Here is a 16,816-nt window from a genome sequence, read left to right on the forward strand (position 1 = left end):
CGGCCCCCTTGGACGCGCCTGCGCCCCGCTGCGGCATAACCGCACGCCCTCCTTTGCGATACCATGGCAGGTGAGGTTGCATGCATCCCAGGTTCGCATAGAGGGCGCGAGCAACTGCGTCTGCCTGACCGCGCTTCTGGATGAACCTTCAGGTTGCCCATGACCTGGAGGTCGCAGCAGAGGAAATGGTCACTCGAAGAAGTTGGCCGGGGATCGCTCCCCGGCCGGTAGATGCCTGTTAGAGCGAGAAGATCACGTAGCTCACTCCGAGCATGCCGACGACGAGCAGTGCCAGTGAAACGAGGGCCATCCAGCCATCGCTTTGCGGCGCACCCTCCTCTGGCCTGCCGGTCCGAAGGACTCGCGAAGCGGGTAGCGCGACGCCTGGTGCCGGCGTTTCCGATGACTTGCCCATCGGATCTTCAGAGCGCGCCATTCGACCGGCCTCCGCGATTGGGTGCGCGCTGCACCAGCCCGGGTGGGCGAAGTGGCGTGCCGGAGAAGTTCTGATTGAACTCCGCCTGGCGCTTGGCCCTGGCCAGGCGCTCCGCGGCAAAGCCCTGTGGCGCGTGATTCGTCGAAGGATGGGCCTGCCCCATGGTGGACAGGTCCTGGCCGCCCCGCGGCACGCTCGACTGGATATCGGCGGGTGTCTGAGCCCCTGCGGCAGCGGAGAGGGCCGAGAAGCTGATTAATGATAAAAGAACTCTGCGAAACATGTTCGGACCTTTAATATTGACAATTTGGATTGACTCCGCATGTCCATTAAAGATTCTATGTCGACAAAAGTAACGCGGAAGCGAGAGTATTTTTGGATACTATACAATATTGAGAATGTTGCTCGGCCCATGGGATTCTTGGCCGACTGTTGGTATGGCAACCATGCCCGCCACGAGAAGAAGCCCCCTGATGTCCGGTTTCCGCCTCTCCATGATCGTCATCATCCTGACGATCATCGCGTTCGCGGTGGCGCTGGGGTTGAGCGGATAACGGCCGGCACCTAACCCCCCTCGCCTGGATCACCAGAGCGGGGTCAGGCCCGGCGCGAAGATGACGCCCTCGACTTCGAGCGGCATTGCCGCATCGCCGCCGCCTTCGTCCGCATGGCCATGATCCGCATCATGCTCCGCCGCCTCGCAGCAAAACCCTCATCTTAAATCAAAACTTCGCGGATGGGCTCTGAGATCCTGAGATCGCACTTTGGCGCTCCCGAACAGCGGAATATGACTGGGCTATCGGCAGATATTGGGGGCGACACGGTAGTAGAGCATCTCCTCCGTCGGAGCAGTGACGGTGTCGCCGTCCTCCTCTATGTGAAGACGGGCGGACGTCGTCCAGAACCCATTGTGAAAGTCCTCGACCGTCTCCGCCGTTCGGCCATCTGCAGCGATGGAGCCATTTCGCGTGTAGGTCGCCAACACTCCAAACGGATCCTGAAACACACCTCTGGCTTCAATCTGATTACCGGCCACCGAGACTTCCTCGGCCCCTCTACTGGCCAGGAAGCGGCCCGCGAATTGACAGCGGCCTGCCGGGGCGAATGCCATATCGATCATTCGCGTAGACGCTCTTCCGCCTTCGACGGCGAACCGACTGTTGCTTCTTCCCAGTTCGGCGTGTCTTGCCGCCGAAGAGCGAAGCCGCGCAATTGTCGGACCAAACTGCGAGGCTGTCGGTCCCCCGCCGAGATTAAGTCGATCCTCTGCCAGACCCATGGAGTTCAAGCCGACGATGTAGGCCGGGGCGGCACCCCCTTCATCGATTGCCAAGACGGGCGCTCCCGACGAGCCGGGCCAGGCGCGGCAGTTGTTCACGAAGAGCCCTCGCGCTCCCGCAAGCGAACTGCAGCCCCAGTGGAGCGTGAGGAAGCGACCGTCATTGATGTCCGACGAATAGCCGGCAAGCGCGAGGTTCCGCCCGGGTGCCCGACGTTCCGCGGCCCCGTCAGCCAGCCAGCCGAGGTACCCGCGGCCGAGAGGATGCCGATCCAGTTCCAAAACAGCCCAGTCGGTCTCCGCCCGGCCATCCCATCTCGTGGGGCTCGCGCTGTGCATGCGGGTCACCTGGACCTGATCGGGGAAGCGAAGACCTTCGAATTGCACGCTCAAAGTTGCGGCCGGGAGCCAGTTTCGATCCCGGCCAGCGACGCAATGAGCGTTGGTCAGGAAGAGCGCGGGCCCTACGAGAGCACCGGAGCAGAAGCCGTGCTCTCGACCCTCTTTGAACAGAAGTCTGCCCATTGTCATGAGCGGCCCGGTCGCGGGCAGGGCTACCATGCGCACTCCGTCTTCGCGTTCGATGGCGCCCTGTCCAAGAAGCCCCCGCGCAAAGTCGCTGGTGCGGTTTGGAGCCTGGGCCTGAACGATCGACAGCATGGACTGCGAACCCATCAGCGTGAGCGGAGCCGCCCCGCCCGCGGCGGATAGGATACCGGACGCTCCTCCCAGCAAAGCGATCCCAATGTTCATCGCGACGCCGCCGCGATGACGAGATTCGACCGCCTGTTGATGGGCGGCTTCATCCGTTTGCAGGGTGCTGATAAGCGAAGCGTACCGGGATTGAGCGGCAGCCACATTTCCTGCAACAAGTTGGGCCCAAGCCTGCGCGGCACTGGCGGTCGCCCTGCGTTGATATAGCAGCGCGCGCCAATCCTGATCGCCGTCACTTCGCACCAGCGTGCCGCGCGCAAATTCCTGTGCGGCCTGCACTGGCCGCCCGGCATCGAGCTGCGCGTCGCCTGCTACAAGATTTTGATATGCATTCAGGCGAAGCCTGAGGTGAGAAGTCGCGCGGTTATCATCGCCGCATCCCGCCAGAAGCAGGAAATTCAATAGAATGACGCCAGTCTTCAGCCCCCGCATCGCAATCTCCAGAATCAATCGCGCGATCATGGGCTGATTATTATTCAAATACAAATTTCCGGTGCTCCTTCGCGATTCCTCCGTGCCTTCCAGGGTGGGGTGACTGTCCGCGGAAGATGGGCGGCAACTTACATCAGCCCTGGCGGTGTGCCGACCGGGCGGTGCTCTCCACGCTACAACCGCCATGATCATCAATCAGCCCAAGTTGATGAATGCCGCGAGATCCAGGAAGGCGAAGCGGTTCCGCTCCACCCAGTTTCCTGCCAGCACGTAAGTCAGCAGGCCGTATGGCACTGCGGCCAGTAATGCCGCCCAGCCCGCCATTTGAAGGATCCAGAGTGGGGTCGGTCCCGGCCCCACTGGTCGCGCTGAGCCGCTTTGGCGGATCGTCCATCCCGAGACCGGCTAACACGTCATCATCGCCAAGACCCGCGATGATGAGCCTCTCCTTCCAACCTTGTTGACCAATCTCGATCGTCGGTAATGTCTCAGTTTGAAGTCTGCGCAGGCGACCATTCTCGCCATCGTCGATCAGATGGCGACAACGAGCGATCTCGGGAAGTCCTAAGGGGGCCGTTGGGGCTGTAGCGGGAATTGCTTGCGGCTTCAATTTTCGACCTGCAAGCTCCTGTCAAACAGCAACCTGCAGGAGACGATATGCTTCGTAAATCATGGTTCTTGCTTATTGTTGTCGGCTACACATCAGCGTGCGCACACGCCAACGGCGTCCCGGTTCCAGCAGCGGAATTGCGCAATGTAATATCAGGCAAGACTGTGATGGTGGGGGGTCGTTGGGAGGCATATTACGGGCCAGACGGTTCATATACCTGGAATGGACGTTCGCCGGGGATTTATTCTGTCGAAGATGGACGGGTCTGTGTTCGGTTCGACAACGGAAGTAGAAGATGCGATGATATCTATCGTGATGGCGAAGTATATTTCATGGTTACCAGAGGTCTGCGTTACGGGTTTGTTCCAAGATAGTTCTGACGGCGCGGCGCGGCGCCGCGCGGATCTGCTGCTAGGTCGCCACGATCTGCCTCGGCTTGTAGGGGCCGCGCTTCTTCGGCACAGCTTCGCGCGCATCGATCAGCGCCACAACATCATCCATGGACCAGAGCCGATCCGACACGCCGGCAGCCATCGCGGGCGAGCAGCGCAGCGTCTTGTGGATGCGGGCGAAGTTGTAGAACACGAAGTAGAGCGCCAGGGCGTGGGCGTGGATGACGCCCAGCGCGGTTTCCTCGATAAGCTCGACGGCCCCCCTCAGCCGGACGACGTCTAGACGGACCTGGCACATCCTCGTGGTGTCGGGCTATGGGGGGGAGGCTTCATCTTCGCTGACGGGATCGGCGGCGAGGACGAGGCGCAGCGGACGGCACTCGCGCTGGAAGCCGCGATGAGGCGTGACCAGAAGGCCGGCGGGTGAGGTGCATCCTCGACGCGGCAGGATCAGCTGCTGCTGGCGGAGGGGATCCTGGCGCGCGGGGATGAGGCGGTGGTGGTGCCGGTAGTCAGGGCAGGCAAGCGCTGAGTTACTCTCCGGGAAAGAGGTCAGGCTGTTCGGGAGACGACAGCGCTTGCCTCGCCTTCTCGTCGACAATCCCGTCCCTCACTCCACGCATAATGACATATGGCTGCATCGCAGGATCTGCGAAGCGGAATCGATATGATCTTGGCTCGCCTGTGCGTTCCAGTATCCCGCCGCGCCGCTCAACGAAATCACGAAGCGCATCCTGAAAATTAGCGATCTCAATGCCTCTCTTAAGAATACTTGAAAGAGGCTCTCTGACTGACGCAGGCATAAAGTATCCAGCATCATCGACCTTGGCGAGCGCGCAGGCCGTCAGCACGTGCCGAAATAGCGCCCTGGCCTGATTGCTACGAATCGCTATCTCGTAAGCGGTTTTAAGCGTCTGTTGGGACGATTGAAGGACATCATTAATGGCTTCATCGACATCATCTTCAACGACGTTGAGGCGCCCATCTTCGAGAGCCGAAAATACAGCGAACTTGCCGAGAGAATGCACATATGCAGGCAGCCCTTTCGACAGATTGATAATTTTCCACTTTCCATCGCCCGATATGCTCATTCCAAGTTGCGAAAGGCGCCGATCAAGAACCTCTCGCCGCTCCTCAGCAACCATGCGAGGCATGTGTATCTGCTCCGTGCACCGGCTGATCGATTCGTGCTTCTCGATCAAATCCGAGACGTTGTAGGCCACACCCACGACAATTATGGTGACGTTACTACCGGTGTCGGACAGCGCCTTAATTACATTGGAGATGATTACAGATGTGCGCTCGTCCTGTATCTCCTGAAATTCATCGATAATGATTAATGGTATCTCGGCCTCGTTGAACGCCTTCATTTCATTGAGGAAATCATCAATGGTAACGCCGCCAGCGTAAAATTCTGCTACATTATAAGCCCTCTTCCCCTCACCATAATCCGCTTCGAAATGGATGGACGCAAAGATCCTCTTTGCAACTGCCGAGAAATCATCTCCAGGAAAAGCCTGGACCCGGATATGCCTTACCTCTCTCTTCCCGCGGGGGATGAAGAAAGGGACGATTTGGGACATGGAAGATTTCCCGACCCCGCGCTCTCCAAACAGGATCACGTGCCGTCCACGCTCTGCTATTGCGTCGACAATCTTCTGAGCTTGTATCTGCCGCCCAGCAAACAGCTCGGCCACGGCAATCGGCGCTGAAGGCGTGAAAATTTGGCTCGCCTCGAACCTCTTTGCCGACGCCTCTTCGGGAGTGATTGTGCGCCTCGCCAAGTTGGGCAACTCCCTAGGTGAGTTGCCCAACTAATGCCCCGACTTGGTAAACTCAAGCAGAATCCGCCGCCCTGGGGGGAATGCCGGACGCGGCCAAATAATTGCTCCCCCCTTCGGCACCCGATACCCCTGCGGCAGTGTCTGGTGATCCAGCCAGGCTCCTATCCCACCGCTCGCTCCGGCCGGCGCGACCGCCCTAGCGGCCCTGACTATCCAGCCTTGCGCACTCGGAACAAAGTGGTTTCCCACCAGCTCCCTGCCGGAGGTTTTCTGATTCGATATTGTTGCCGGTGTTGCAGTTCGTGTTGTCGTGGTGCACCGACTGCTTAATCGAATGCCATGGCGATTTCTTCGGCATTTGAGCCTCCCTTTTCATTGGCGGCTCGATGGCCGCAATGGGAGGTTGAGCGCCGTTAACTTATGATAGGAATCAGGAAAACTACGTAGCGCCTGGCGCCGCTGTCCCTAGGCTATTGGGCAGCTTCGACGCCCAGCTTCGCGTCCATTTCCTTTAACGCAAGGTCTGCTTCCTCAATTTCCAAGGTGGCCGCGTCCATCTCCTCGCGGAGACCGCCTTTGTGCGCGGCTCTAAATCGGATGGCAGCATCCGACACCCGACGTTCTGCCTGCTTCCAGTCTAGGTAGTCGGGATGTGCTTCCACGTTCATGTGCGGTGGTCCTCAATGCTCCGGGCAGCATATGCGGGCTCGCTCACAGGGTCAGCCCTTCGCCGGCGACGGCAGGGTTGGGTGGCTCTCAATTGAGCGTGGCTGGTGGCTCAGCCGCGGACTGGTTCGCCATTTCTATGGCTTTATCGAGCGCTTCTCGAAGGCCGATCGCGCCAAGAAGGTTTGTCCGTAGGTGGGCCACAATCACGCTATCGGTCAGAACCTTGCCGGCCTGAACGTCGGGTATCAGGCGTCCAGCCGTCAGGGTTATGCGGACAATGCCATTCAGCACACCGAACGCTGGAGCTTCCTCAAAATGCAGCAGCGGAGCGTTGGCGGAGCCGATTGCCGAAACGCCTCCTTCTACGCTCGGGATGGCCTCGACCGGGCGTTTTCCACCAGGTTCGTCAGGCAAGGCGGCTCTCCTCTATTGCGTCCTTCCGAGAAGGAGGCCTGAGCAGGCGCCTAGCTGTCGAATCATTTCTGGGAACGCAGCGGGCCGGGTCAGGGCTTCTTCGCGGGGCGGCGGCGAACGCGGGAGGCTGCGGGCCAAGGGTGCGCGTCAGGCGTCACTGTCTTGATAACTTCGACGACCCGTGCCGCGGTATCTTCGAGGGCATCTAGTGGCAGTTTTTTGCGCATGTCCTCCCACACGGTCATCATCGCCTCACCGAGCGCCGGGTCTCGCATCATCTCCAAAGTGCCGAAGGTGGCGGCTTTCGTGAACACCTCCTCGGCTCGCCGCATGTGCAGCGAGAGGCCAAGTCGGTGGACAATCTCAGCGTTGACACTTCGACCCGCTTCGCGGGCAGCGGCCTCAAGCTGCTCCTTCATATCCGGAGGGCAGCGGAATCGGATTTCAGGATCATCGCGTGCCATTCCACACAGATGCCGCACATGACGCTTGACGAGCAAGACCGCACGGTGTGGAATAAAACTCCACACATTCAGGAGGCACTGATGGCTCGGAACGAGCCAGAACTCCGGGTCCGCATTCCGCACGACACGATGGTTTGGCTGAAAGCGAAGGCTGCTGCCGAACGGCGCAGCGTCACGCAGGAAGTAGCTGTCAGGCTGATGCGCGATCGAGACCTGGATGACCGCGGAAGCGGCGACCGGACGGTGGGCGAAGCTTCGAGGGCTTAGCCCACCGCCGGACAACCTGGCCGAGCCCCGGTGCAACGGGAGGAAGGCCATCACATCAACAGAGAGAACCTGTCGATATGACCGACAAATCAGATAGCACCCCGCTTGGGGAAAACCAGAGCCAAATCGTGCTCGCGCCGTCCCTGGTGGAAGGGGAGCCGCGCATTCGGGACCTGGATCTCGCTGCTCGTCTGGGCTTCGCCAAGCAGACGAAGATCAGGGAACTGATCAGGCGGCACGCCGAGAGCCTGGAGGCGATGGGCGTTCTCCCCACGGTGGGGAAAACCTCCACCCCTTCAGGAGGCAGGCCCACCGAGGAGTTCTACCTCAACCGCAAGCAGGCGATTTTCCTCACGGCGAAGTCGGAGACGGCGGCGGCGACGGAGATCACGATCGAGATCATCGAGCGGTTCGACGCCTACGAGCGCGGCGAGGGCAGCGACGCGGCCCTGCTCCGCAAGCTCAACGACCCCACGGCGATGCGCGGCCTGCTTCTGAGCTACTCGGAGAAGGTCCTGGCGCTGGAGGCGGAGAACGCCGCGCTGACGCCCAAGGCCGAGGCGCTGGACCGCATCGCGACGGCGGACGGCAGCCTGAGCGGCACCGAGGCCGCCAAGGCGCTGCGGGTGCGTCCCAAGGACTTCTTCAGCTTCCTGCAGCAGCACCACTGGATCTACAAGCGGGCCGGCGCGCAGAGCTACCTCGGCTACCAGAGCCGCGTGCAGGCGGGCGACCTGGAGCACAAGGTGACCACCGTCCTGCGGGGTGACGGGTCCGAGAAGGTGGTGGAGCAGGTGCGGGTCACGCCAAAGGGCCTCGCCAAGCTGGCCAAGCTCATGCCGTCCTCCTCGCCCGGAGGGATGCTCTGATGCCCCCGACGCGACGCGAGATCATCCTGTCGGCGCCGGCACTGGCCATACCCGCAGCAGCCGACGCGACGATCACCACCGTCGAGCAGATCGTGCGCCGGCTTGACGTGTTGTCGGCCGAGCGCGACGCCCTGTTCGGCCTGCATGCCGTGCCGTTCGGCCTTGGGCGTACGGCCGGTGGCGAAGCCTACCTCACCGGGATCGAGGCGATCGACGGCGAGAGCGCCCGCCTGGTGCGGCAGCTGGTCGACACTCCGGCCGGCAGCGTGGCCGAGATCCGGCTCAAGGCGAAGATCGTGGGTGAGCACAATGTCTTCCCGTGCCCCGCCGCGCTTGGCCTGCCGGACGCACTGTGCAGGAGCCTGCTGCTGGACCTGGGCGTTGCGGCGTGACTCCGCGAAGCCGGTGCCGCTTGATCGGAACCGGCGCCGCGGGGTGGGGGCCGGGGTTAGCGCCGAATGGCTCGCGCGCCCCAGATCAGGATGCAGGCGCCGAGGAAACCGGCGATGAGGTAGCCGAGCCAGCCACCGAACGAAACGCCGAGGAGGCCGAACAGAAAGCTGGCTACCGCCGCTCCGACCATCCCCAGGATGATGTTGAGGAGCAGGCCGGTGTCACTCTTCATGAAGCTGGAAGCTATCCAGCCCGCCAAGCCGCCAATGATGATGGCTGCAATCCAGCCGACGCCAGCATTTTCCATTGGATATCTCCGGTGTGTGAATCCCACAACGGCAAGCTCGCGCATTTAGTTGACGGCACTAGAAAATTTCCGTCCGGTCGGAGCTGGCGACGGTCACCCTACCCCCATCAGCTCGGCCATCGTCAGCAGCCGGTGCATCGACTCCGGCACCACGCGCGATCGCGGAAATGTCAGCGCCTTCGCAGGATTGTGCTGCTTGAGATGCAGCTCGGTGGGCGTCAGCTTCACGAACTCCTTCACGTAGGCCATCCGCTCGGCGTGTTCGTCGTCGCCATTGAGGATCACCACGACCACGTTGTCGCCTGGCCTGACCTTCTTCGTGGGATCGGCGACGGTAAACGCGCCGTGGTCGAAGGCCGGCACCATGCTCACGCCCTCGATGTAGAGCCCATAGGCCTTGGTGTTGCCCAGCAGGCTCGGCGGTCGATAGGCGCGGTCCACCACATCCCCGTAATTGATGAAGAACGCCCCATCCCCTTCGCTGCCGGCGGCGGTCCCATAGATCGGGAGGTCGCGAGGCATGGCGCTTCGGCTCGGTACATCGACCTCCCTGCCAAGGCGTGCATTCGGTGGGGGCGGTGAATTCGTCGCCGGCTGAGACGGTCGCTGCGAAGCGGGCAGGGGCGCGCCGCCGCTCGCCGTCAGCGCCTCGACACTCACTTCCAGCGCCTGCGCGATGGCCTGCGCCTGGTCGTGCTTAAGGCGACGCTCGCCCGTCTCCAGGCGCGTGATCGTCGGGCCCGCCATACCACCCGCGAGTTGGCCAAGGTGAGTGGCTGACCAGTTGCGGCCCTCCCTCAACTCTCTGATCCGGTTCGGGAACTTCCGTGTCTCCGACATAGGCATACCAATACGGTTTGCCTCCTCGCGCGTCTCGCTCCATTTCGGTATTGTCACTGACGATACCGTAGTGGTATCATTTGCCCATGGAACTTTCCGCTTGGATGGCAGCGACTGGCCGCACCAACGCCGTGCTCGCGGGCGAGGTGGGTGTCGCCGAGAACACCGTGAATCGCTGGCGGAACAAGTGGCGTAGGCCGCGCCAGAAGGTCATGGCGCTCATCCACGAGATCTCCGGGGGGCAGGTGACCCCCAACGACTTCTTCGTGCTGCAGGACGAGCCGCGGGCCGCCGCCAAGTGCTCCGGGTCGACGCCCGGGAAGAATGAGCCCGTTCACCGAAACGGGCGGCGGGCGCCGCTCCAACCAGTGGAAAGCGCGCAGTGATGCTGTGGCCCACCATCAGCACACGCTGCGGGGAAACCGAGGAGGCCTGGCGGCTTGCTCATGCTCTGCCCGAGCAGAACGAGGGCGCAGACGGTTGCCGCCGCTGCGCCCTGGATTGCCGTTGTTCGAGTGAAAGTCGGTGCGTCCATGCCCCTTTTTCACATGGAGCATCATCATGAAGTTGTCGGATCTCGCCGCCAGTGTGGCCAGTTCTACCCGCGCGGCTGTCAAAGAGTGGACCACTGAATTCGGCCGCGAGCGGGGGCTCGCTCTATTCGCGCGCAAGGTCGGCGTGACGGAGCGACGCGCGCGTAGCCTGCTTGAAGGAACCGCCGGCCGCATCGATGCAGCTGAGTACATCGCCGCGCAGCAAGCGCGTGCCGAGATCCTGCGCCAGCGCATCGCTCGCGCGCAGCTCAACCTGAAAGAGATCGAGGACACCCATGGAATGGATTTGGGCTTGCCTCGGCGCGGCCCTGCTGAGGATTGCGGGGGCGGGCAACGGCGCGATGGATTGGGTCGCCCAGGCGGGCCAATGGTGCCTGAAGAGGGCCGAAGAGGCCGAGAAGCGCCCCAAGTAGCGCAGATCCCCCGCCTGCTCCCTACGCCCTGACACGTGCAGCGCCTCCTGGAGGAACACGACATGCAGAACTTCATGGACCGCTCGGCGCGGGAGATGATCCCCACCTTGATCGCGCAGGCGGAGCGCGCCGGGGCGACCTGGTCCATCCCCATGTTCCGGGCCTGCGAACAGGGTCTGGTGCGGTTGCTGATGGTGGGGCCAGGGCAGGGTTTCCCGCTCTCGCAGCTGGACATGCAGAAGAACCCCCAACCGCTGATCGTCGTCCTGGGTGGCGACGGGCTGAACGCAACCGGGCCCGAGGGCTTCCCTCGTGCGCTGCGCCTCATGCGATGGGCCGGGCATATCATCTTGCACGGCACCGGCGGCATGCCGGAGCACTATGTCCTGGCTGTGCAGGCGGCCGTCATGCACCAGCGCCTGCTGCTGGTTGAATGCCGCGGCGACCATCTCCCGGCGTGGGTCGAGCTCAAGCAGAGGGCGGCGCCCAGCACCCATAGCCTGGTCCTGAAGACGCCGCCTGGCGCACCACTCCACATGGGCGAGTACCGGCCAGCGCCGGCCGGCACGGTGATGCAGTGATGATCGTCGGCATCGACCCTGGTGCCGGTGGCGCGCTCGCCTGGATGGGTGAGGATGGCGATCTCCTCTGCATCGAAGATATGCCCGGTGTGGTCGTGGAGGTCAGCGGGAAGAAGCGACGGCGTGTCTCGGCGCCGATGCTTGCGGGGCTGCTTCGGGATCTCCTGCCCACCCACGCCTATGTCGAGAACGTCGGGCCCATGAAGACCGATGGCTCAGCGGGAGCATTCGCGTTCGGGAAGTCGGCGGGAATCATCGAAGGTGTGCTGGCAGGCCTGTCCATCCCGGTCACGCTGGTAACGCCGCAGGCCTGGAAAAGGAACAGCCGAATCCCCGCGGATAAGGGCGCGGCGAGGATGCGAGCGGCGCAGCTTTTCCCTGGCTTTGCGGTCAACAATTTCAGCCGCGTCAAGGATGACGGTAGGGCCGAAGCTGCGCTGATCGCGCTTTTTGGGTTCAACTCGCGGCACGGAGTCGCCGTGGCCGGATGAACGCCCAGCCTCCCCTCCAGCCGGACGGCGCCGCGATCGAACAATTCGCGCGGGCTCTCTTCCGCTACGCCGACGCGGATTCCTACGCGAGCATCCGTGCCTTCGAGGAGCAGACGAATAGCGTCTTCTGCAACTCGGCGTCGCTCATAGGAGATTCGCTCGACGGTCTCATCAGGGGCTGCATAGGCGTTGCGCTCCGGGCGGCGAACGCGCCGATCCGAGTGGTGTTTTGCCCGCCGGCGGCGACGTTTACCAATCCGAACCAAGCGAGGGAAGTTGACCTCGCCAACGGCCTCGCTCTGTCGGTCGAATGCGACGCCCGGCCGACGGAGGCCCGGGCAAAGCTGGAACAGCTGCTGGGGCTCGCGACAGTAGTCGTCGCATCGGGTGGGGAATGGCCTGACCCGTCCACAGGAGAGCTGCAACCGAAGCTCCATCTGCACTGGAGGCTGACGGAGCCGACGCGAGAAGCGGTCGACCATGCGGCGCTCAAGCGTGCCCGGCGGCTGGCCTCCCTCCTCGTCGGCGGCGACACGACCAATCAGCCCATCGTTCACCCGATCCGCTGGCCAGGGAGCTGGCACCGCAAGGGCGCGCCTCGGCTGGTTCGGATCGAAGCGCTGAACGACGATCAGGAGCTGGACTTGCATGAGTCGCTTACGCGGCTCCTGGAGGCGGCTGCGGCGGCGGGGATAGACGAGCGGCAGACCGCCGGCGCACGAACCTCTGGCGGCGGTTCTGAGCAGCCCAGCGACGCCAGGGACACGGCCGATCTGGTTCAGGTGCTGGTGTCGGGCGTGGATTACCACGGGCCGATCGCGACGCTAGCCATGCGGTTCCTCAAGGGAGGGGTGCCGGATGGGCAGGCGGTGCTGATGCTCCGCGGCCTGATGCTGGCGGTGCCCGAAGCAACCCGTGATATCAAGGAGGGCGTTTATACGCCGCTGCGCTGGCAAGCACGGTACGACGATATTCCCCGTGCGGTGTCGACGGCGCGAGCCAAGCTCGGCGAGCGGCCGGCAGGATCGGCGACCAGCGGCGAAGGCGGGGCCCCAGGAAGTGCACCTGGCGGGGAGTGGCCAGACCCTATCGACTTCCTGGCCGATGCCGAGAATCCTGCATCCGGTCAGCTCCGCCCGGATCATTTGCCGCAGGTCTTGGCAGGCTTCGTCTTCGACACGGCCGCGAGGATGGGCACTGACCCGGCAAGCGTGGCCCTCTGCACCATCGTCGCCTGCGCGAGCGTGCTGACGGATGACTGGTCCGTGCAGCCGAAAGTCCACGACGATACCTGGAAGGAACAGCCTCGGCTGTGGGGCGCCATGGTCGCGCCGCCGTCGTACCTCAAGTCCCCGGTGCTGAAGGCCTGCACGTCGCCCATCGACCGAATGGATAAGAAGGCCAGGAAGGACCACGAATCACGAATGCGCGCCTGGGCGGCGCAATGCGAGAAGCTGAAGGAAGAGGGGCAGCCCAAGAGCGAATACCCCGCGCAACCGAAGCTCGAGAGATGGTTGGTCGAGGGGACCACGATCGAGGCGCTGACGGAGGTTCTGCGGGACGATTTCCAGGCAACCCAGACGGCGCCGGCGCGCAAGGTCATGATCCGGCAGGACGAGATGACCGGCTGGATCGGGGACATGGACCGATACAACGCCGGTGGCAAAGGCGGCGGCGACCGTGGCCATTACCTGAAGCTCTTCAACGGCGGCCGAAATGTGATCGACCGTATAGGGCGAGGGGCTTTCGCCGTCCCGAACTGGTCGGCCTGCATCCTGGGCGGTATCCAGCCCGAGCCGATCCAGCGCATCGCTAAGGACGCGGACGACGATGGCCTGCTCCAGCGGTTCCTCTTCTGCCTGCCGGCGGGCCAAACGGACGGGCAGGACCGGAGCCCAGACCGGGAGGCGCTACGGCGCTATCAAAGCCTCTTCCCGGCATTGGCGGCGCTACGACCAGCGACCCGCGCCTGGGGCGACGATGACGATGCTGGGCATGAAGTCGTCGTGCTTCACGCTGAGGCGCAGAAGATCAGAGCCTCGGTCAACGCGACCTTGAAGCTCCAAGCAGCCTGGCCGGACGCAACGTCGCGGCTCCAGGCCACGCTCGCGAAGTGGCCGGGCGTGTTTGCGCGCCTCGCTCTGGTCTTCCACCTGGTCGAGATTGCCGATTGCCGAGCGTCCAACCAGCCAAGCCCCGTTCTGAATGTCCTATCTCCACAAGCCGCTCGAACGGCTGCTGCCTACATGGAGCAGGTGCTGCTCCCCCACCTGTTACGGGCCGAGGCGCTGCTCTTCCTTACACCGCAGACGGGTCATGCACGCTGGGTCGCGGGCTTCATCCTCTCCCGAGAGGAGATCCTGAAAGATGGCCGCGTGACCATGCGGGACGTGACCCGCGCATACGGGCAACTCCGGGCCCCTGAGCACCACCGGGAGCTGCGGCAGGTGATGCAGTCCCTGGACACCATGGGATGGCTACGGGCCGAGCCACCATCGAATGCGGCGAAGGAGGTCACCGCCTGGCAGGTCAACCCGAAACTGGCGGTCGTCTTCGCGAAGCAAGCTGCGGCTGAGGCGGAGCGGCGCCGCAAGGCGCAGCACGAGACTGGCGAAACCATCCGGCGGAAGAAGGAAGCCAAGGCATGACCGACGAGAATGTCGCAGTTGTCTCTGGGGTGTCGCAGCAAAAATCGCCCGGAAACCCAGGTAAAAGGCCGATGTCGCAATTGTCTCCTCGCGCGCATGGGGCAGAAAGGCGTTTCAGCCCCTATTTTCTATATTTCCACCTATCCTCAGCCTTTCTCCTCGCACCCGCGCGAGGAGACATTTGCGACAATAGCGGATTCCTTGGGTTTCCGGGCCATTTCGGCCGCGACAAGGCAGCGACAACTGCGACAAAACTGTCGAGGGACTGCGTCTCTTCAACCTTCATCAGCAGGAGAGCAGCATGAGCGCTCGTCGCCGTAATCGAACTCGTGCGGTCATCACTCACCCTGCCGCCATCGTCAGTGACCTTGGCCCCGAGATCCGCCGTAAGCGCGGTGACTTGGTCGTAGGCTTCGATGCAGATCCTGCTGCACCGGATCGCACCATTCGGCGAGCTCGGGTTCAGTGGTTGCCCGATGTCTGGCTCGCCAAGAAGGTGATAACGCAGGAGCAGCACGACGCCGCGACGCGCTTCGTGATGTCGTATGAGATGGGGGTGCTGGGCGCCAAGGATCGCTCCTTCCACCGCATCAGCTCCAATCGGCCGGCGCCGATCGGCCTACCGAACGTCCAGCTGTTCTGCATCACCGATTATCGTCGAGCCGAAGAAGCCGTTGGGCTTTCGCTCTCCGCCGCCCTCGCTTGGTGCGTACTCTCGACCGGAACTGTCGAGGGTTGGGCCGAGTGCAAGGGCTGGCACCGTGATCGTGCAGCAGGATATCTCACGGCTGCCCTCGACCGACTGGTCGAGCACTATCGAAAGCCGGACAAAAAAGCCGCTTGACACGACGCGGCATCTAAGACCACAAAACGTCAATCTCGACAGACGCGCCCGGAGCCGAAAGGTGACCGGGCGTTTTCGTATCCAGAGCGTGGCTATGCTCCCAGCCATCAACGTCACCACCGACATCAAGCGCCCCCGACGCCAACATCAGCGCCGTTCCAACACGCGGCTCATTGCCAGTCGTGCGTCAGCCCTTCGACTTCTCCGGGTCGGCGCCATAGGTTCGCTCCTCGCGAATCTGCCCGTCGGCCCTATGGAGCACCGCCTGGCCGAGCCCACCACCATCCTGAGCCTTGCGCCCTCGAGCGGTGGCATCGGTCTCCGCCTCCTTCTGGGTGCCGTGCTTCTTCAGAGTCCTGCCCTCGGATTGGACGATCCAGCCGTCCCCTTTCGGATTGGGCGTGGAGTGGAAGACCTTGCGGGGCGGTTGCTGTGCCATTGGACGAGCCTCCTTAGCTCCCGACATGAACGCCTCGATTGCCTGTCCGTCGCCATGGCAGTCACGACGAGGGATGTCAGGCCGATGTGACGGAGGCGATGATGGCCCGTCAGGACGGCGGCTCCTGGCGCTCCTCCCGGGCACCAGACAGGGTGCGGGGTCGGGGCCTCCGGGCGGTAAGAGGCTAGACCGCCCGGGGCCAATAGGTCACTGGGCCTTTCCTGGCCCGGGTTAGGGCGGGAAGGCCATCAGGCTCCGGCGACATCTCTCACGCACCACATCCACGGTGCTTCGCTCACCCGAAAGCCGCGGGAAAGAATCAATGCCCCGATAGTAGTGGACGCCGCGCTGGACACAGACGTCGAACGTCGTTGCACCCGACGGCAGTTTGTCGCCCCACAGCGCGAGAAGCGTGAAGAAGCCAATTGCACCCAGTATAACGCCGATAGCAGATCCGCGCATCGCTCCCCCGGCCTCAGCGTGCCGGATGGTGGATGCCTTGGCAATTAAGCTTGGCGAACGATTCGAGGCGCCGACAAAGGGGCCGGTGTGGCGGAGGCGGTGATGGCGACGAAGACCATCGACCCGTTCTATCGCAGTCCCGAGTGGCTCGCGGCCCGCAAGGCTTTCATCGCCACTCACCCGCACTGCGAAGTCCCGACTTGCGGTAAGCCGACAAAGCACGTCGACCACCGGGTGTCCCGACGCCGCGGCGGCGCCCCTCTGGACCCGCGGAACTTCATGGCCCTCTGCCATTCCCACCACTCCGAGAAAACGGCCCGAAAGGACGGCGGGTTTGGCCACGCGGCAGGCTCGATCACGTTCCGAGGCTGCGACGCGACCGGACGACCGATCGATCCAAAACATCCATGGCGCCGCGCGCGAGCCACGACATGACGGCAGGCCTCACCTGCCAAGCCAAGCGCTCCACGCATGCATGCGTCACCGGCATGGGGGAGGGGGCATGCCATCTCTG

At 63.1% G+C, this 16,816-nt stretch carries 18 protein-coding genes and 1 pseudogene; 8 read left to right on the forward strand and 11 right to left on the reverse strand.

Features of this window, described 5'->3' with window-relative positions:
- Positions 1–1,232: 1,232 nt before the first annotated feature.
- From AC1ROY_RS31925 to AC1ROY_RS31955, 7 genes and pseudogenes are all read right to left on the reverse strand, one after another.
- Positions 1,233–2,891, reverse strand: a complete 1,659-nt coding sequence (locus tag AC1ROY_RS31925; RefSeq protein ID WP_493152990.1) for a trypsin-like serine peptidase — start codon at positions 2,889–2,891, stop codon at positions 1,233–1,235.
- 165 nt (positions 2,892–3,056) lie between these two features.
- Positions 3,057–3,185, reverse strand: a complete 129-nt coding sequence (locus AC1ROY_RS31930; protein WP_493152991.1) for a hypothetical protein — start codon at positions 3,183–3,185, stop codon at positions 3,057–3,059.
- 697 nt (positions 3,186–3,882) lie between these two features.
- Positions 3,883–4,083 (reverse strand): annotated as a pseudogene (locus tag AC1ROY_RS31935) (IS1 family transposase); the annotation flags it as partial.
- Between the two features lie 313 nt (positions 4,084–4,396).
- Positions 4,397–5,647, reverse strand: coding sequence for an nSTAND1 domain-containing NTPase (locus tag AC1ROY_RS31940; RefSeq protein WP_493152992.1), 1,251 nt, complete (start codon positions 5,645–5,647; stop codon positions 4,397–4,399).
- 470 nt (positions 5,648–6,117) lie between these two features.
- Positions 6,118–6,315, reverse strand: a complete 198-nt coding sequence (locus AC1ROY_RS31945) for a hypothetical protein (RefSeq protein WP_493152993.1) — start codon at positions 6,313–6,315, stop codon at positions 6,118–6,120.
- 88 nt (positions 6,316–6,403) lie between these two features.
- The gene (locus tag AC1ROY_RS31950) at positions 6,404–6,730 is read right to left on the reverse strand and encodes a hypothetical protein (RefSeq protein WP_493152994.1); all 327 of its coding nucleotides are present in this window, start codon (positions 6,728–6,730) and stop codon (positions 6,404–6,406) included.
- 89 nt (positions 6,731–6,819) lie between these two features.
- Positions 6,820–7,512, reverse strand: coding sequence for an Arc family DNA-binding protein (locus tag AC1ROY_RS31955; RefSeq protein WP_493152995.1), 693 nt, complete (start codon positions 7,510–7,512; stop codon positions 6,820–6,822).
- Between the two features lie 77 nt (positions 7,513–7,589).
- Between AC1ROY_RS31955 and AC1ROY_RS31960 the strand changes: the two genes are divergently transcribed.
- Positions 7,590–8,330: a phage antirepressor KilAC domain-containing protein gene (locus AC1ROY_RS31960; protein WP_493152996.1), complete on the forward strand. Its 741-nt coding sequence runs from the start codon at positions 7,590–7,592 to the stop codon at positions 8,328–8,330.
- A complete protein-coding gene (locus tag AC1ROY_RS31965; RefSeq protein WP_493152997.1) occupies positions 8,330–8,722 on the forward strand; it encodes a hypothetical protein in 393 nt (130 codons plus the stop codon). Before AC1ROY_RS31960 ends, AC1ROY_RS31965 begins: the two co-directional genes overlap by 1 nt.
- Before the next feature lie 56 nt (positions 8,723–8,778).
- Here the strand turns inward: AC1ROY_RS31965 and AC1ROY_RS31970 are convergent, their stop codons facing one another.
- Together AC1ROY_RS31970 and AC1ROY_RS31975 are read right to left on the reverse strand one after the other, a co-directional pair.
- Positions 8,779–9,030, reverse strand: a complete 252-nt coding sequence (locus AC1ROY_RS31970; protein ID WP_493152998.1) for a GlsB/YeaQ/YmgE family stress response membrane protein — start codon at positions 9,028–9,030, stop codon at positions 8,779–8,781.
- 93 nt (positions 9,031–9,123) lie between these two features.
- Positions 9,124–9,831: a S24 family peptidase gene (locus tag AC1ROY_RS31975; RefSeq protein WP_493152999.1), complete on the reverse strand. Its 708-nt coding sequence runs from the start codon at positions 9,829–9,831 to the stop codon at positions 9,124–9,126.
- A 143-nt stretch (positions 9,832–9,974) separates the two neighbouring features.
- On the opposite strand from AC1ROY_RS31975, the gene AC1ROY_RS31980 reads away from it, so the two are divergent.
- Positions 9,975–10,256 carry a hypothetical protein gene (locus tag AC1ROY_RS31980; RefSeq protein WP_493153000.1) on the forward strand — a complete coding sequence of 94 codons (282 nt, stop codon included), beginning with the start codon at positions 9,975–9,977 and terminating at the stop codon, positions 10,254–10,256.
- Positions 10,257–10,527: 271 nt separating this feature from the next.
- Here the strand turns inward: AC1ROY_RS31980 and AC1ROY_RS31985 are convergent, their stop codons facing one another.
- Positions 10,528–10,701, reverse strand: coding sequence for a hypothetical protein (locus AC1ROY_RS31985; RefSeq protein ID WP_493153001.1), 174 nt, complete (start codon positions 10,699–10,701; stop codon positions 10,528–10,530).
- Positions 10,702–10,899: 198 nt separating this feature from the next.
- Here AC1ROY_RS31985 and AC1ROY_RS31990 point away from each other — a divergent pair, with 198 nt between their 5' ends.
- The 4 genes from AC1ROY_RS31990 to AC1ROY_RS32005 all read left to right on the forward strand — a co-directional run bounded on the left by AC1ROY_RS31990 (position 10,900) and on the right by AC1ROY_RS32005 (position 15,401).
- Positions 10,900–11,418: a hypothetical protein gene (locus AC1ROY_RS31990; protein WP_493153002.1), complete on the forward strand. Its 519-nt coding sequence runs from the start codon at positions 10,900–10,902 to the stop codon at positions 11,416–11,418.
- Positions 11,418–11,909, forward strand: coding sequence for a hypothetical protein (locus AC1ROY_RS31995; RefSeq protein ID WP_493153003.1), 492 nt, complete (start codon positions 11,418–11,420; stop codon positions 11,907–11,909). The genes AC1ROY_RS31990 and AC1ROY_RS31995 overlap by 1 nt, the downstream gene beginning before the upstream one ends.
- Positions 11,906–14,557, forward strand: coding sequence for a DUF3987 domain-containing protein (locus AC1ROY_RS32000; RefSeq protein ID WP_493153004.1), 2,652 nt, complete (start codon positions 11,906–11,908; stop codon positions 14,555–14,557). Before AC1ROY_RS31995 ends, AC1ROY_RS32000 begins: the two co-directional genes overlap by 4 nt.
- Positions 14,558–14,858: 301 nt before the next feature.
- Positions 14,859–15,401, forward strand: a complete 543-nt coding sequence (locus tag AC1ROY_RS32005) for a hypothetical protein (protein ID WP_493153005.1) — start codon at positions 14,859–14,861, stop codon at positions 15,399–15,401.
- A 187-nt stretch (positions 15,402–15,588) separates the two neighbouring features.
- On the opposite strand, the gene AC1ROY_RS32010 is transcribed toward AC1ROY_RS32005, so the two are convergent.
- Entirely contained in the window at positions 15,589–15,840 is a 252-nt protein-coding gene (locus tag AC1ROY_RS32010; RefSeq protein WP_493153006.1) for a DUF2188 domain-containing protein, read from the reverse strand.
- 564 nt (positions 15,841–16,404) lie between these two features.
- Here AC1ROY_RS32010 and AC1ROY_RS32015 point away from each other — a divergent pair.
- On the forward strand, positions 16,405–16,737 hold the full coding sequence (locus tag AC1ROY_RS32015) for an HNH endonuclease signature motif containing protein (protein ID WP_493153007.1): 333 nt from the start codon (positions 16,405–16,407) through the stop codon (positions 16,735–16,737).
- The last annotated feature ends 79 nt before the right edge of the window (positions 16,738–16,816 follow it).

This window comes from Roseococcus sp. GW821-FHT12F05, from assembly GCF_058806835.1.

Coding starts and splice junctions, on each gene's coding strand:
- AC1ROY_RS31925 (WP_493152990.1), bottom strand. CDS start 2,891: ATGATCGCGCGATTGATTCTGGAGATTGCGATGCGGGGGCTGAAGACT.
- AC1ROY_RS31930 (WP_493152991.1), bottom strand. CDS start 3,185: ATGGCGGGCTGGGCGGCATTACTGGCCGCAGTGCCATACGGCCTGCTG.
- AC1ROY_RS31945 (WP_493152993.1), bottom strand. CDS start 6,315: ATGAACGTGGAAGCACATCCCGACTACCTAGACTGGAAGCAGGCAGAA.
- AC1ROY_RS31955 (WP_493152995.1), bottom strand. CDS start 7,512: ATGGCCTTCCTCCCGTTGCACCGGGGCTCGGCCAGGTTGTCCGGCGGT.
- AC1ROY_RS31965 (WP_493152997.1), top strand. CDS start 8,330: ATGCCCCCGACGCGACGCGAGATCATCCTGTCGGCGCCGGCACTGGCC.
- AC1ROY_RS31970 (WP_493152998.1), bottom strand. CDS start 9,030: ATGGAAAATGCTGGCGTCGGCTGGATTGCAGCCATCATCATTGGCGGC.
- AC1ROY_RS31980 (WP_493153000.1), top strand. CDS start 9,975: ATGGCAGCGACTGGCCGCACCAACGCCGTGCTCGCGGGCGAGGTGGGT.
- AC1ROY_RS31985 (WP_493153001.1), bottom strand. CDS start 10,701: ATGGGTGTCCTCGATCTCTTTCAGGTTGAGCTGCGCGCGAGCGATGCG.
- AC1ROY_RS31990 (WP_493153002.1), top strand. CDS start 10,900: ATGCAGAACTTCATGGACCGCTCGGCGCGGGAGATGATCCCCACCTTG.
- AC1ROY_RS31995 (WP_493153003.1), top strand. CDS start 11,418: ATGATCGTCGGCATCGACCCTGGTGCCGGTGGCGCGCTCGCCTGGATG.
- AC1ROY_RS32000 (WP_493153004.1), top strand. CDS start 11,906: ATGAACGCCCAGCCTCCCCTCCAGCCGGACGGCGCCGCGATCGAACAA.
- AC1ROY_RS32005 (WP_493153005.1), top strand. CDS start 14,859: ATGAGCGCTCGTCGCCGTAATCGAACTCGTGCGGTCATCACTCACCCT.
- AC1ROY_RS32010 (WP_493153006.1), bottom strand. CDS start 15,840: ATGGCACAGCAACCGCCCCGCAAGGTCTTCCACTCCACGCCCAATCCG.
- AC1ROY_RS32015 (WP_493153007.1), top strand. CDS start 16,405: ATGGCGACGAAGACCATCGACCCGTTCTATCGCAGTCCCGAGTGGCTC.